Annotated in this window: 14 protein-coding genes; 3 read left to right on the forward strand and 11 right to left on the reverse strand. The window is 67.1% G+C overall.

Annotated elements, in window-relative coordinates; all coding sequences use genetic code 11:
* Positions 1 to 4: 4 nt before the first annotated feature.
* Positions 5 to 1,237, reverse strand: a complete 1,233-nt coding sequence (locus tag CHB74_RS13480; RefSeq protein ID WP_089220152.1) for a BaiN/RdsA family NAD(P)/FAD-dependent oxidoreductase — start codon at positions 1,235 to 1,237, stop codon at positions 5 to 7.
* Between the two features lie 80 nt (positions 1,238 to 1,317).
* Here CHB74_RS13480 and adhP point away from each other — a divergent pair, with 80 nt between their 5' ends.
* Entirely contained in the window at positions 1,318 to 2,361 is a 1,044-nt protein-coding gene (gene adhP, locus CHB74_RS13485) for an alcohol dehydrogenase AdhP (RefSeq protein WP_089220153.1), read from the forward strand.
* 17 nt (positions 2,362 to 2,378) lie between these two features.
* Here adhP and CHB74_RS13490 read toward each other — a convergent pair whose 3' ends face one another.
* The 4 genes from CHB74_RS13490 to CHB74_RS13505 form a co-directional block, all read right to left on the reverse strand.
* Positions 2,379 to 3,050: an ABC transporter ATP-binding protein gene (locus CHB74_RS13490; protein ID WP_089220154.1), complete on the reverse strand. Its 672-nt coding sequence runs from the start codon at positions 3,048 to 3,050 to the stop codon at positions 2,379 to 2,381.
* A complete protein-coding gene (locus CHB74_RS13495) occupies positions 3,043 to 4,293 on the reverse strand; it encodes a lipoprotein-releasing ABC transporter permease subunit (RefSeq protein WP_089220155.1) in 1,251 nt (416 codons plus the stop codon). Before CHB74_RS13495 ends, CHB74_RS13490 begins: the two co-directional genes overlap by 8 nt.
* A 121-nt stretch (positions 4,294 to 4,414) precedes the next feature.
* Complete coding sequence (gene proS, locus CHB74_RS13500) at positions 4,415 to 5,731, reverse strand: proline--tRNA ligase (protein ID WP_089220156.1); 1,317 nt, start codon at positions 5,729 to 5,731, stop codon at positions 4,415 to 4,417.
* 555 nt (positions 5,732 to 6,286) lie between these two features.
* The gene (locus tag CHB74_RS13505) at positions 6,287 to 6,505 is read right to left on the reverse strand and encodes a DUF4169 family protein (RefSeq protein ID WP_342746599.1); all 219 of its coding nucleotides are present in this window, start codon (positions 6,503 to 6,505) and stop codon (positions 6,287 to 6,289) included.
* A 33-nt stretch (positions 6,506 to 6,538) separates the two neighbouring features.
* Here CHB74_RS13505 and rnc point away from each other — a divergent pair, with 33 nt between their 5' ends.
* Both rnc and era read left to right on the forward strand, forming a co-directional pair.
* Positions 6,539 to 7,213, forward strand: a complete 675-nt coding sequence (gene rnc / locus CHB74_RS13510; protein ID WP_089220157.1) for a ribonuclease III — start codon at positions 6,539 to 6,541, stop codon at positions 7,211 to 7,213.
* Positions 7,210 to 8,130, forward strand: a complete 921-nt coding sequence (gene era / locus CHB74_RS13515; protein WP_089220158.1) for a GTPase Era — start codon at positions 7,210 to 7,212, stop codon at positions 8,128 to 8,130. The genes rnc and era overlap by 4 nt, the downstream gene beginning before the upstream one ends.
* A 22-nt stretch (positions 8,131 to 8,152) precedes the next feature.
* On the opposite strand, the gene CHB74_RS13520 is transcribed toward era, so the two are convergent.
* The 6 genes from CHB74_RS13520 to CHB74_RS13545 all read right to left on the reverse strand — a co-directional run bounded on the left by CHB74_RS13520 (position 8,153) and on the right by CHB74_RS13545 (position 14,843).
* Complete coding sequence (locus CHB74_RS13520; protein WP_089220159.1) at positions 8,153 to 8,911, reverse strand: hypothetical protein; 759 nt, start codon at positions 8,909 to 8,911, stop codon at positions 8,153 to 8,155.
* A gap of 101 nt (positions 8,912 to 9,012) precedes the next feature.
* Entirely contained in the window at positions 9,013 to 10,212 is a 1,200-nt protein-coding gene (locus CHB74_RS13525) for a class I SAM-dependent RNA methyltransferase (protein WP_089220160.1), read from the reverse strand.
* Positions 10,209 to 11,609 (reverse strand): NAD(P)H-hydrate dehydratase, encoded by a 1,401-nt coding sequence (locus CHB74_RS13530; RefSeq protein WP_089220161.1) that lies wholly within the window; start codon positions 11,607 to 11,609, stop codon positions 10,209 to 10,211. Before CHB74_RS13530 ends, CHB74_RS13525 begins: the two co-directional genes overlap by 4 nt.
* Complete coding sequence (ilvD, locus tag CHB74_RS13535) at positions 11,590 to 13,311, reverse strand: dihydroxy-acid dehydratase (protein ID WP_089220162.1); 1,722 nt, start codon at positions 13,309 to 13,311, stop codon at positions 11,590 to 11,592. Before ilvD ends, CHB74_RS13530 begins: the two co-directional genes overlap by 20 nt.
* Before the next feature lie 36 nt (positions 13,312 to 13,347).
* Positions 13,348 to 14,094: an N-formylglutamate amidohydrolase gene (locus tag CHB74_RS13540; protein WP_089220163.1), complete on the reverse strand. Its 747-nt coding sequence runs from the start codon at positions 14,092 to 14,094 to the stop codon at positions 13,348 to 13,350.
* Complete coding sequence (locus CHB74_RS13545) at positions 14,091 to 14,843, reverse strand: enoyl-CoA hydratase/isomerase family protein (RefSeq protein WP_089220164.1); 753 nt, start codon at positions 14,841 to 14,843, stop codon at positions 14,091 to 14,093. The genes CHB74_RS13540 and CHB74_RS13545 overlap by 4 nt, the downstream gene beginning before the upstream one ends.
* Between the last annotated feature and the right edge of the window lie 13 nt (positions 14,844 to 14,856).

Genomic DNA, 14,856 nt, shown 5'->3' on the forward strand with positions numbered 1-14,856 from the left:
TTCGCTAAATCGCGTTTCCGGCGGCCCAGCCGCTCGCCCATGCCCATTGGAAATTATACCCGCCAAGCCAGCCGGTTACGTCCACCGCTTCGCCAATCGCATAAAGGCCGGGCACGCGCTTGGCCTCCATGCTTTTTGATGACAGCCCGGCGGTGTCGATCCCGCCCACCGTCACTTCGGCCTTGGCATAGCCTTCGGTGCCATTGGGCTTGAAGCGCCAGTCAGCCAGGCGGCGCTCCGCCGCGTTCAGTGCCTTATCTGTCAGATTGCCGAGTTCGCCGGCCAGTTCCAGCCGCTCGGCCAGCGCCTCCGCCAGCCGATCGGGCAGCTTGCCGCCAAGCGCGCTCCGCACCGTCGCGCGCGGCTTGGCGCGCTTCAACGCCGCCAGCCATGCCTCGCCCTCGGCCGGCAGGAAATCGACGCCGATCTCCTGCCCGTGCCGCCAATAGGATGATATTTGCAGGATCGCCGGGCCGGAAAGGCCCTTGTGGGTGAAGAGCGCCGCCTCGCGAAAGCTCGTCTTTCCACAGCGCGTGATCACTTCGGCCGACACGCCTGACAAGGAACGGAAAAGTGCCTCGTCGCCGCCCAGCGTCAGCGGCACCAGCGCCGGGCGCGGTTCCACCACCTTCAGTCCGAAGTGCCGCGCAAGATCATAGGCATAGCCCGTCGCCCCCATCTTGGGGATCGAAGGTCCGCCGGTTGCGATCACCAGCGCCGGCGCGGCCGCCCGCCGCGCGCCAAAAGATACAAAATAGGCCCCGTCGCGATGCTCGACGCCGGTCACGTCCGCCCCCAGCGCCATCTCGACGCCGCCCATTGCGCATTCCTCCGCCAGCATGGCGACGATCTGCCGGGCCGAACCGTCGCAGAACAGCTGGCCCAGCGTCTTTTCGTGCCAGGCGATGCAATAGCGATCGACCATGCCGATAAAATCATGCTGGCTGTAGCGGCTCATCGCCGATTTCATGAAATGCGGATTGGCGGAGATATAGCGGTCCGGCGCCGCGTGAAGATTGGTGAAATTGCACCGCCCGCCGCCCGAAATCAGGATCTTCTTGCCCGGCTCGTCCGCCCGGTCGATCAGCAGCACGCGCCTTCCGCGCTGCCCGGCCACGGCCGCGCACATCATGCCGGCGGCGCCAGCCCCCAGGATAACAACATCATATTGATCGACAGCAGTCACAGGCGCGCAACCAGATCCATGGCAGAATAGCGAATGCCGCGTCGCCTGCATGATGCGTCGATCGCCGTCAATCGGGCGACGGCCGGTTTCACCTTGCCTGTTCGCCGCGCGCGGCGGCGGTTATGCTGGCTATGTCCAGCACAGAGTTCGTCGCCATGAAGATGAAAGCCGCCATTGCCCGGGCCTTCGGCCAGCCGCTCAGCCTCGAAGAGGTCGATGTCCCCTCTCCTGGCCCCGGCGAGGTGCTGGTGAAGGTGGTCGCCAGCGGCGTCTGCCACACCGATCTCCACGCCATCGACGGCGACTGGCCGGTCAAGCCCACGCTGCCACTGATCCCGGGCCACGAAGGCGTCGGCCATGTCGCCGCCATCGGGCCCGGCGTCACCGGCGTCAAAGAAGGCGATGCGGTCGGCGTGCCATGGCTCCACGATGCGTGCCGCGCTTGCGAATATTGCGAAACCGGCTGGGAAACGCTGTGCGAACGCCAGCACAATACCGGTTACAGCGTGAATGGCGGGTTCGCCGAATATGTCGTCGCCAGCGCCCCCTTTGTCGGCCATTTGCCGAAGGATGTGGATTTCGTCGCGATGGCGCCGATCCTCTGCGCGGGCGTCACCGTCTATAAGGGCCTCAAGGAAACCGAGGCGCGGCCCGGCGAATGGGTCGCGATTTCGGGCATCGGCGGTCTCGGCCATGTCGCCATCCAATATGCCAAGGCCATGGGCCTCAACGTGATCGCGCTCGACGTCGCGGACGACAAGCTCGCCCTTGCCCGCGACATGGGGGCCGATCTCGCGCTCGATGCGCGGTCGAACGATCTGGTGGACCGGGTGGCGAAGGAAACCGGCGGCGGCGCGCATGGCGTGCTCGTCACCGCCGTCTCACCCCCGGCATTCGGCCAGGCGATCGCATGTGCGCGGCGCAAGGGCACCGTCAGCCTGGTCGGATTGCCGCCGGGCGATTTCCCGACGCCGATCTTCGATGTCGTGCTGAAACGCATCACCGTGCGCGGCTCGATCGTCGGCACGCGGCGCGATCTCGCCGAAGCGATCGATTTCGCCGTGCGCGGCAAGGTCAGGGCGCATGTCGCCGCCCGCCCGCTCGATGACGTCAACGCCGTGCTGGACGAACTGCGCGCCGGCAAGGTCGAAGGCCGGATCGCGCTGGTTCCGTAATCCGGCCGGCGGACGTGCTATTCCAGCACGCCGTCATGCAGCCGGACGACGCGATCCATCTTGGCGGCCAGCCGCTCATTATGCGTCGCGACCAGCGCGGCCGAACCTTCGCCACGCACCAGCCGCAGGAATTCGGCCAGCACGATATCGGCCGTCGCCTCGTCCAAATTGCCGGTCGGCTCATCCGCCAGCACCAGCGCCGGCCGGTTGGCCAGCGCGCGGGCGACGGCCACGCGCTGCTGTTCGCCGCCGGAAAGCTTGCTTGGCCGATGATCGAGCCGATGGGCCAGCCCCAGCGCCTCCAGCAAAATGCGGGACCGCGCGATCGCCTCCACGGGCGTCGCACCGTGGATCAGTTGCGGCAGCTCGACATTCTCGATCGCCGAGAAATCGGGCAGCAGGTGGTGGAACTGATAGACGAAGCCCAGCGCGTCGCGGCGGAGCTTCGTCCTGCCATCATTGTCGAGTCGCGCGGCTTCCTGCCCCTGGATGCGGATCGAACCCTCGAACCCGCCTTCCAGCAAGCCCACCGCCTGCAACAGCGTCGACTTGCCCGATCCCGACGGGCCGAGCAGCGCCACGATCTCGCCCGATCCGACATGCAGGTCCACGCCGCGCAGGACGTGGATCACCGCATCGCCCTGGGTGAAGCTGCGCTTCAGGCCCGTGGTCCGCAACACCTCACTCATAACGCAGCACCTGCACCGGATCGGTTTTGGCCGCGCGCCAGGCCGGGATCAGCGTCGCAAGGAAGCTCAGCACCAGCGTCAGCGCGATGATCGCGAAGATTTCGAACGGATTGGCCTTGTAAGGCAGTTCCGTCAGGAAGCGGATCGACGGATCCCACAGATTTTGCCCCGTCACCAGCTGCACGAAATTCACCACCTGCTGCCGGAAGATCGCGGTCACCACGGCGAACAGGATACCCACCAATATCCCGGCCACGCTGATCGACAGGCCGATGGCGATGAAGATTTTCAGGATCGACCGGCTTGTCGCCCCCATGGTCCGCATGATCGCGATATCGCGCGTCTTCGCCCGCACCAGCATGATCAGCGACGACAGGATGTTGAACGCGGCGACCAGCACGATGAAGGCGAGGATGACGAACATCGCCACCCGCTCCACCGCCAGCGCCTCGAACAGCGATGCGTTCATCTGCCGCCAATCGGTGACGACACCCTGCTGGCCGACATTCACCGCCAGCGGCGCCACGATCGCGCCGACGCGATCGGGATCGGCCGTGTCGATCTCCACCATCCCCACCGCGTCGCCCAGCATCAGCAGGGTCTGGGCGTCCTCGATCGGCATCAGCACGAACGCCTTGTCATAATCATAGACACCGACTTCGAAGATGGCGGCCACGGTATAGCTCACGATCCGGGGCACCGTGCCGAACGGCGTCGTCTGCCCCTGCGGGCTGATCAGGCTGATCTGGCCGCCCACCTGCGCGCCCAGCGCCTCGGCCAGCCGCGAACCGATCGCCACGCTGTCGGCACCGGGCACCAGCGCATTCATGTTGCCGGCGACGACATTGCCCTGGATCGTCGGGTTGTTGCGGATGTCCGTCACGCGCATCCCGCGCGCAATCACGCCTTCGACCCGACCGTCATAGCTTGCCATCAGCGGCTGTTCGATCAGCGGGGTGGCGCTCGTCACCCCCGGCGTCGCCTGCGCCTGCGCCACGATCGCCTGCCAGTCCGGCAGCCGCCCGCCATAACCCTGCACGACGGCATGGCCATTGAGGCCGACCACCTTGTCGAACAGCTCCGCGCGGAAGCCGTTCATCACGCTCATCACCGTGATCAGCGCCCATACGCCCAGCGTCACGGCGAACAGGCTGATCCCCGCGACGATGAAGATGAACCCCTCGCCCTTGCCGGGCAGCAGGTAACGCTTGGCAATCGTTCGCTCGAAGCGGGATAGGATCATGCGTGTCGCCCGTCAGCCATGCCCGCCGCCCTCGTCCGAATGGATGTCGGGGCGAGCATTAAGGGATCCCGGCTTTCGCCGGGATGACCAGAGTGTGCGAAACCAGGGTGTGCGAAAGGCGTCAAGCCGTCAGCCGCGCCAGCGCGTCTTCGATGGCAAGCTCCACTTTCTCGCCCGACTTGCGGTTCTTGAGCTCGACGACGCCGCGCTCCAGCCCCTTCGGGCCGATCACCACCTGCCAGGGCAGGCCGATCAGGTCCATCGTCGCGAATTTCGCGCCGCCACGCTCGTCGCGATCGTCATAAAGCACTTCGACGCCGGCGGCGTTGAGCTTGGCATAGAGATCGTCGGCCGCCGCGGTGCACTTGGCATCGTCGGCGCGCATGTTGATGATTCCCACCTTGTAAGGCGCCACCGCCTCCGGCCAGATGATGCCGTTATCGTCGTGGCTGGCCTCGATGATCGCCCCCATCAGGCGCGACACGCCGATGCCATAGCTGCCCATGTGCGGAATCACCTCGCCGCCGTCCGGCCCCTGCACCTTCAGCCCCATCGGTGCCGAATATTTGGTGCCGAAATAGAAGATATGGCCCACTTCCACCCCGCGGGACTGGCGCAGGTCCGCGCCGATCGCGGCCTCGGCCGCCTCGTCGCGCTTCTCGTCGGTGGCGGCATAATCCGCCGTGTAACCCGAAACGATCTTCTGCAGGCCATCGACATCGTCGAAATCGACCGCGGAAAGCTCGGCCGGCTTCTCCCAGTTCGAATGGTAGAAGACCTCGCTCTCGCCGGTCGGCGCCAGCACGATGAACTCGTGGCTCAGATCGCCGCCGATCGGCCCGGTATCGGCCTGCATCGGGATCGCGCGCAGGCCCATGCGGGCATAGGTGTTCAGATAGGCCACGAACATCCGGTTATAGCTGTGGCGCGCGCCGGCTTCGTCCATGTCGAAGCTGTAGGCGTCCTTCATCAGGAATTCGCGGCCACGCATCACGCCGAAACGGGGGCGCACCTCGTCGCGGAACTTCCACTGGATGTTGTAAAGCGTGCGCGGCAGATCGCGATAGCTCTTGGCGGAATCGCGAAAGATCGCGGTGATCACCTCTTCGGCGGTCGGGCCGAACAGGATTTCGCGCTCGTGCCGGTCCTTGATGCGGAGCATCTCCGCGCCATAATCGTCATAGCGGCCCGATTGGCGCCACAGATCGGCCGACTGGATGGTCGGCATAAGAAGCTCGACGGCGCCGGCGCGGTCCTGCTCCTCGCGCACGATCTGTTCGATCTTGCGGAGCACGCGATAGCCCAGCGGCAGCCAGGCATAGATGCCGGCGGCCGTCTGGCGGATCAGCCCCGCGCGGAGCATCAGCTTGTGGCTGACGATCTGGGCGTCAGCGGGCGATTCCTTCATGACGGGAATGAAATGGCGGGAGAGGCGCATGGTTATCCTGATCCGAATGGTCTGGCCCCGGCTCTAAAGATGCGCTGGCGATCCGGCAACAAGGATACTCTGTTGCGGATAAGGCACAGCCCCGTCGCTTTCTCCGGCAAAAGTCCCAAAGCCCGGTGACAGGCCAGGGCTTTGCGCTTACCAATCCCCTTACGAATTACAGGCAAAATGGCCGTGGTTCGGGGAGGACATGTGGTGTCCCGCAGCTCGTTTAAGGGGACGATCTGTGTGAGGGCCCCAGGTCCCCAAGGGGGGTGACGATTTCGTCACGGGCGCCCGGGTTGCTTCGGCAATCCGGGCGTTTCGTTTATGGCCGATGCGGCGGCGTTGAGCGTCGCCCTGCCCGCCCCGCGAACCTTGGCCGCGCCCACGCGTTTCTTTCCCGACAAGGAGACGCACGATGGCCAGCCAACCCCCGATCCCGGAAACGCCGGGCGAATTTCCCGCCGATCCGCCGGTGCCCTCGCCTACCGATCCGATGCCGTCGAAGCCGACCGATCCGGTCAGGCACGGGTGATCCACCGCGCCCGGCCGCGCAATCCGGGTCTATTTGCGCTCGGCGCCGTCCAGTCGGGCCTTCATCCGCGCCTGTTCCGACGCCTCGAGCGCCTTTTGCCCCTTCGTCCGGCCAAATCGCACGCGGTTCTCCGCCGCTCTGGTTTCGGCGTCGGTACGTGCCTTGGCCTTGCGCGCGAGGCGGAGATTGATGACGTCACCCATCGGCCGACCATGCCCTTCCCGGCACGCGAAGTCGATCCCGGGCATGACGCGCGGCCAAGGATAGGTTAGGGGGCCGGGATGAATGCCTCCGACTTTCCCCAATGGATCACATCCACGCTCGGCCATGCGCCGCGTGATCCCGCGCTTTTCCAGCGCGCGCTGACCCATGGCAGCCTCAGCGGCGCCAGCTATGAACGGCTCGAATTTCTGGGCGATCGCGTCCTCGGCCTGATCGCCGCCGCCTGGCTTTACGAACGCTTCCCCGACGAGCCCGAAGGCGCCCTGTCCCGCCGGATCAACACGCTCGTCAGTCGCGAAACCTGTGCGGAGGTCGGGCGTGCGCTCGGCGTGCCCGGCTGGCTCCGGCTCGGCAAGCAGGCGCGCGACGACGGCGCGGTCAACAGCGACAATGTCGTCGGCGATGCGGTGGAGGCGCTGATCGGCGCGCTCTATCTCGAAGCCGGGCACGATGCCGCCACCGCCTTCGTGCGCCGCGTCTGGGCGCCGTTCGTCGATGGCCAGCGCGCCGCCCCCCGCCACCCCAAATCGGCGTTGCAGGAATGGGCCGCCGCCAATCGCTGCCGCCCACCCGTCTACACGCTCGCCGGCCGCACCGGCCCGCACCACGCCCCCCGCTTTACCGTTTCGGTGGAACTGCCCGGCCGCGCCGGCGCCGAGGCCAGCGCCGAAGGCACGTCGAAGCAGGAAGCCGAAACCGCCGCCGCCAAGGCGCTACTGGAGAAATTGTCATGATCGCCCCGCACCCCGAAGGCGGCGCCCCGGAACGCTGCGGCCTGGTCGCCGTGGTCGGCGCGCCCAATGCGGGCAAGTCCACCCTCGTCAACGCGCTCGTCGGCCAGAAGGTCGCGATCGTCAGCCCCAAGGCACAGACGACGCGCGTCCGCCTGATGGGTATCGCGATCGAAGGCGAAAGCCAGATCCTGCTCGTCGATACGCCCGGCATCTTCGAAGCCCGCCGCCGGCTCGATCGGGCGATGGTGGCGGCCGCCTGGGGCGGCGCCGCCGATGCGGACCTGATCGCGCTGGTGATCGATGCCAAGGCCGGCATGAAGGCGAAGATCGAAGGGCTGGTCGAAACCCTGAAGGATCGCCGCGAACCCAAGATCGTGGTCCTCAACAAGGTCGATATCACGCCAAAGGAAAAGCTGCTCGAACTCGCCGTCGGGCTGCAACAGGCGCTGGAGCCGGAAGCGATCTTCATGGTCAGCGCCGGCACGGGTGACGGCATCGCCGATCTCAAGACCCATCTGGCGAAGCGCATGCCCGAAGGCCCGTGGCACTTCCCCGAAGATCAGGTGTCCGACGCGACCGACCGGATGCTCGCCGCCGAAGTGACGCGCGAACAGCTCTATCACCAGCTTCACGCCGAACTGCCTTATGACAGCGCGATCGAGACCGAAAAATATGAGGAGCGCAAGGACGGCACCGTCGCCATCCACCAGCAGATCCTTGTCGCCCGCGAAACGCAGAAAGCGATCGTGCTCGGCAAGCGGGGCGCCCGGCTCAAGGAAATCGGCAGCCGCGCGCGTGAGGAGCTGAGCGAACTGCTCGGCCGCAAGGTCCACCTCTTCCTTCACGTCAAGGTGAAGCCCAATTGGGAGGAAGATCGCAGCCTCTACCGCGAGATCGGGCTCGACTGGGTGGATTGATCCCGCAACCCGGCGAAGGGCGTCAGTAACTGACGCCCTTTTCCGTATATTCGATCCTGATCCGCACCCACACGCCGATCTGCGGTCGCCCGCCGATCCGGGGAGGCAGCACGCGGAACTGCCACGCCGCCTGGCGGACCGCACTCGCGAAACCGGAACCCGCCGGATATTGCCCGATTTCCTGGCAATCCTCGACGCGGAAGCCCTTGGCGGTGCGGCACGCAACCATGCCCCAGCCCACGCGCGGGGCGCTGGACGGCATATAGGCCGCAAGCTCCGCATGGCTCGGCGGGCGATACCAGTCGGCGTTGAACAATGTCTCGCCGTTAAAGCTGCCGACGCCAGTGCCCGATCCGCCGGCCGCGGCACTTGCCTGCGCATCGCCCTCACCCCCCTCGCTCGATCGCGAACGGCGCGGCATCTTGCTGATATCGGCGGCGGCGAACTCCTCGCTGGTCAGCGGCACCACCTTGGCCCAGATGCCGATATCTTTCGACAGCGGCGCCTTTTCGGCCGTCACCTCGGATGGCTTGGGCTGCCGCGTCACCCGCTCGACCCGCTTTTCCTGGGTCGCGGTCTTTTCCACCTCCGCCTTGGGCGCGGGGATCAGTTCCACGACCAGCGGGCCGCCGGGCATGCTCCGCAGAAGCGGCTCGGGGGCGAAACGCAGCAGCAGGAACAGCAGCAGCGCATGGAGCAGAACGACGAACACAAGCGCCGACGCCCGTCGCCCCGATGCGCCCCGCAGATCCGATACCCAGGATGAAAGCGCCAAACGCATCGCAGCGCTGACTACAGCGCGCGCGACGGCCGGGCAACGGGGCCCTGCACGGAAAGCAAGGTCACCCGTCGCAAATCATCTTTGGCGCAGCCGGTTTCCAACTATCGCCGGAATTCGCCGACCAGCTCGACATGGGTCGACCAGCGGAACTGCCCAATCGGCATGATCCGCACCAGTTCATAACCTTCCGCGATCAACTCCTTGGCATCGCGGGCGAAAGTGTGCGGGTTGCAGGACACATAAGCGATACGCGGCACGCCCGAAAGCGCCAGTTCCTGCGCCTGTTCGATCGCACCGGCGCGCGGCGGATCGAGCACCACGGCATCGAAGCGCGACAGATCCTTGGCATCCACCGGCCGACGGAACAGATCGCGATGCTCCACCATTACGGGGCGCCCCGCCCGCGCCGCCGCGCCCTTCAGCGCCATGGCGGGATCGCGGGCGCCTTCGGCCGCATAGACCTTCGCCCGCTCGGCCAGTGGCAATGCAAAGGTGCCGATTCCCGCGAACAGGTCCGCCACGAAGGCCGCATCGCCCACGATCCGGCGCACCTCGGCCAGCAGTGCCGCCTCGCCATCGGCCGTCGCCTGCAGGAATCCGCCGATCGGCAAGGGCACGGCAACCCCGCCCACCGTCGCCGTCGCCGGTCCCGGCTCCCAACGGACCTGCGGCCCGTCGCCCTCGTCGATCGCCAGCCGTGCCAGCTTGTGGGTCTGCGCGAATTCGGTCAGCGCTTCCGCGGCGGCCAGCCCTTCGGCCTCCACCTTCTCCAGCAGAACATCGACGCCCTGGTCGGTCAGCGTCAGTTGAACGCCCGCAGCCCGGCGGTCGCGGACCATGCCGGCCAGCAGCAGGCGCAGCGGCGCGACCAGCGCGAACAATTCGGGCGCCAGCACCTCGCACTGCTTCAGGTCGATGATGCGGTGGCTCTGCCCTTCGTTGAAGCCGAGCACGATGCGCTTGCCCTGCTTTTCGGCCCGCATCGTCGCCCGGCGTCGGGCCAGCGGCGGCGAAAGGTGCGGCAGCCCCATCGGCGGCAACTCCACGCCCTGCGCGCGCAGCGATCCGCTGATCCGGCTGATCACGAAATCGGAATAAGCCTCGTCATCGACATGCTGGAGCTCGCAGCCGCCGCAACGCGGAAAATGGCGGCAGGGCGGCTCCACATGCTGCGGGCCCGGCGTGATGGTGCCATCCTCCGCCACCATGTCGCCCGGCGCGGTCAGCGGCACGTGGCGGCCGCCCGCCGTCACCCCGTCACCCTTGCCGGCAAGACGGACGATCAGTTCGCTCTTGCTCATGCGCACACCGCCAGTGAAGCCGCGAGATGCGCGGGCAGATCATCCGCGATCAACCCCGCGCCCGCGCGTTCCGCCGCATCGCCATGCAGCCACAAGGCCGCCTGCGCGGCCGTAAACGGATCGAGCCCACGGGCGATCATCGCCCCCATGATCCCCGCCAGCACGTCGCCGGTGCCGGCACTGGCCAGCCATGCCGGCGCGGCAGCGGCCACGGCAACCCGCCCATCGGGATGGGCGACCACGCTGTCGGCGCCCTTCAGAACCACCACGGCCCCGCTCCTCGCCGCCGCATCGCGCGCGCGATCGATCTTGCTGCCCGCCGGCTCCCCGAACAGCCGGCGAAATTCGCCTTCATGCGGTGTCAGCACCGCCGGCACGGCAAGGCGGCGAAGATGCGAAAGCCCCCCATCGGCCAGCAGCGCCAGCCCGTCGGCGTCGATCACCAGCGGATGCCCGGCGCCCAGCGCGGCGCGCAACCGGCGGCGCGCGCCGGCATCGCGGCCCAGCCCCGGCCCGATCACCACCGCGCCCGTCCGCGTATCGGCCAGCGCCTCCGCCTCGTCACGGCGGACCAGCGCATGCGGCCCGCCCGAACCTTCGCCGGTCAGCACGACATAGCCGGCACCCGCCCGCTGCGCGGCCATCGCCGCCAGCAGGCTCGCGCCGGGCATCGCGCCGCCGATCACCGTCACCAGCCCGCGCGTATATTTATGATCGGCGGCACCCGGCGCGGCGAGGTGCGGACGCGCCACTTCCCATGCCTTCGCGTGCGCCGCCAGCCCGATATCGGCCACCGCCACGCGCCCGCAGCGGCTGGCCGCCGGCTGCAACAGGTGGGCGGGCTTCAGCGCGCCCAGCGCCACCGTCAGGTCGAAATGCGGCACCGCCGACAGCAAAGCCCCGCTGTCGGTTTCCACCCCGCTCGGCAGGTCGATCGCGATCCGCAGCTTCGCCGCCACTGCCAGCCGCGCCACATGATGCACCAGTTCGTCGTCGAGCGCGCGCGCCAGCCCCGTGCCGAACAGTCCGTCGATCAGCAAGGGCGCGGGCCGCGCGCCGGCAATCGGCTCCACCGGGCCGTCCCACCGCGCGCGCATCACCTTCGCCGCCTCGGTGCGCGGCTCGCCGGCCGTCGCCACGCGGACATGCACGCCGCGTTCGGCCAGATGGCGCGCGACGACATAACCGTCGCCGCCATTATTGCCCGGCCCGCACAGGATCAGCGTGGGCGGCATCGCGGCAAAGCGCCACGCGGCCTCCGCCACGGCCGCGCCCGCTTTCTCCATCAGGTCGATCACGGGCGTGCCAGCGGCGAAGATCGCCTCCTCCGCCGCGCGCGTCTCGGCCGCCGTCAGGATCGGGCGACCGATCACGGGTTCAGATGTCGGCAAAGACATGCGTCTCCGCCTTGGCACCCGGGTGCGTCACCGCGCCCGCCCAGGCCGGGCCGACATTCTGGGCGTAACGCCACAGCGCGCCCGACTGATAGTCGTTCGTCCGGGGCTTCCACGCCTTCCGCCGTTCGGCCAGCACCGCTTCGTCCACCAGCAGGTCGATCGTGCCCGCTTCGGCGTCGATGGAGATCTGATCGCCATTCTCGACCAGCGCGATCGGCCCGCCATCGGCCGCTTCCGGCCCGACATGGCCGATGCAGAAGCCGCGCGTGCCGCCTGAAAAGCGACCATCGGTGATCAGCGCCACCTTTTCGCCCAGCCCCTGCCCGTACAGCGCGGCGGTGGTCGACAGCATTTCGCGCATACCGGGGCCACCCTTGGGGCCTTCGTAGCGGATCACGACGACGCTGCCTTCCTTGATGGCATTGGCCTCGACCGCGGCGAAGGCATCTTCCTCGCGCTCGAACACAACGGCCGTGCCGGTGAACTGCAGCCGCTTCATGCCAGCAACCTTCACGATCGCGCCTTCGGGCGCCAGCGATCCCTTGAGGCCGACGACGCCGCCCGTCGGCGTGATCGGCGTCTTGGCGTCATAGATCACCTTCTGGTCCGGGTTCCACGTCACCTGATCGATATTCTCGCCCAGCGTCTTGCCCGTCACCGTCATGCAATCGAGGTGCAGCAGCCCTTCGCCGGCCAGCGTCTTCATCAGCATGTAAATGCCGCCGGCCTCGTGCATGTCCTTGGCGACATAGCGGCCGCCCGGCTTCAGATCGGCCAGATAGGGCGTCGATTTGAAGATGCCAGCCACGTCGAACAGGTCGAAATCGATGCCGCATTCGTTCGCCATCGCCGGTAAATGGAGCGCGCCATTGGTCGATCCGCCCGTCGCCGCGACGATGCGCGCCGCATTCTCGAACGCCTCGCGCGTGCAGATGTCGCGCGGACGCAGGTTGATCTTCAGCAACTCCATGATCTGCCGCCCAGCGGCGACCGCAATCTCCTCACGGCTCTTATAAGGAGCAGGCGCCATGTTGCTGTTTGGCAATGACAAACCGATCGCCTCGGCAACGCAGGCCATGGTGTTTGCGGTATATTGGCCACCGCAGGCGCCATGGCCCGGGCAGGCCGCCTTCTCAATCGCGGTGACTTCGGACAGCGGGCAGGAACCGGCGGCGAAGCGGCCCACCGCTTCGAAAACGTCGATCACCGTCAGGTCGCGTTCCTGATAGCGCCCCGGCAGGATCGATCCGCCATAGACGAAGATCGACGGCACGTTCAGCCGCAGCATCGCCATCATCATGCCCGGCAGCGACTTATCGCAGCCGGCGAAGGTCACAAGCGCGTCATAGCAATGCCCACGGACCGAAAGCTCCACCGAATCCGCGATCACCTCGCGGCTGACCAGCGAGCTTTTCATGCCTTGATGGCCCATCGCGATGCCGTCGGTCACGGTGATGGTGTTGAAGCGCCGCGGCATGCCGCCGCCCTCGTTCACGCCCTGGCGGCACCAATCCGCCTGCATGTCCAGCGTCGTGTTGCACGGCGCCGAGTCATTGCCGGCCGATGCGATGCCGACGAACGGACGGGCGATCTCCTCCTCGGTCAGGCCCATCGCATAATAATAGCTGCGATGCGGGGCGCTCTCCACACCCACGGAAACATAGCGGCTGGGCAGGCGGGACTTGTCGAACTGATGGGTCATGACGCGCTTCCTTTTTACGCGGGCGTCTTTGGCGCTTTAGGCTCCGTCGCGCAATCCCGTCAGCGTCTCCGCGATCACCGGCGCAAGAATCTTTGCCCACCGGGCCACCCCGGCATCGTCGCCGATCAGGTCCTGCCGCACCTCGATACCCAGATAGGCTATGCCGTTGCCTTCGCCATGGCGGTTCATCGTCGCGTTCAATATCTTGCCCGAATAAGGCTCATTATCCCCTGTCACCACCCCCGCCGCCTCCAACAGCGGGATGGCGATCCGCGCGGCGCGATCGTCCTGATTGTAAAGGATGCCGATCTGCCAGGGCCGGGGCTCGTCCGACGTCGCCAGCTTCGGCGTGAAGCTATGCAGTGAAATTAATAGCTTGGGCGAAATATCCGAGATAATTTCTGAAGTTCGCGCGTGATAAGGCCGCCAGAAACGATCGATCCGCGCCACCCGTCCCGCATGATCCAGATCATTGCCCGGTATGGCGTGGCCATCGCTGGCGATCGGCACCAGATTGGGCTTGTCCTCCTCGCGATTGCAATCGGCCACCAAGCGCGAAACCCCGCCGAAAATGCCCGGACAGTTCAACGCGGCGCACAAGGCCCGCCCCAGCGGATCGACGCCGATATCGATCGCGACGTGCTGGGTCAGGATCGCCGGGTCGATACCCAGATCCACGTCCGCCGGGACATGGTTCGACGCGTGATCCGCGATCAGCAGCAGGCCCGAAGCCGGATCGCCCGCCACTTCGCGCCACGCCTCATGCGTCTCGGGCCCCGTCATGATCCGAACACCGGTGCGCGCCTGGCATGATAAGCGGCGATGCCCTCTCGGAAATCGGCCGAACCGAAACTGTCGTCGAACAAGGCATCGCTCGCCGCATCCGCCGGCCCGTCCGCCCGCGCGATCATCCGCTTCAACGCCGTCAGGCTGGCGGGCGATGTGGCAGCCATGGCCCCGGCCATCCGCTCCGCCTCCACCAGCGCCACCGGCACCACACGCTCCACCAGCCCGATCCGCGCGGCTTCCGCGCCATCCACGGCGTCGAGGCCGAGCAGCAACCGCGCCGCCTGCGCCCGCCCCGTTCGCGCCACCAGCCGCGCAACATCCTGCTGCGGATAGGTGATGCCCAGCTTCGCGGGCGGGATGGCAAAGCGCGCGCTTTCACCGGCCAGAACCACATCGCAGGCCAGCATCAGCGCCACGCCGGCGCCAAAGCAACCGCCGTCCACCGCCGCGATAACCGGCATGGGCAGGCCCGCCAGCGCGTCGAAGGCCTCGCGCATCGCCAGCCTGAACGCCGCGCGCCCGGCCACATCGTCCGCCAGCCCGGCAAGATAGCCAAGGTCGGCACCCGCGCAGAACACGCCTTCGGCCAGCGACTGCACGATCAATGCGCGGGGCCGCGCCGCCGCCACCTCGGCGATCGCGGCCCGCAACACCGCCCAGCCATCGAAGGGAATGGCATTGCGCCGGTCGGGCCGGTCGATCATCAGCCGGCCGATCGGGCCATCGCTCGCATATTGAAACATAAGGCCCAGTTGC

This window comes from Edaphosphingomonas laterariae (genome assembly GCF_900188165.1).
GTDB classification, from domain to species: domain Bacteria; phylum Pseudomonadota; class Alphaproteobacteria; order Sphingomonadales; family Sphingomonadaceae; genus Sphingomonas_E; species Sphingomonas_E laterariae.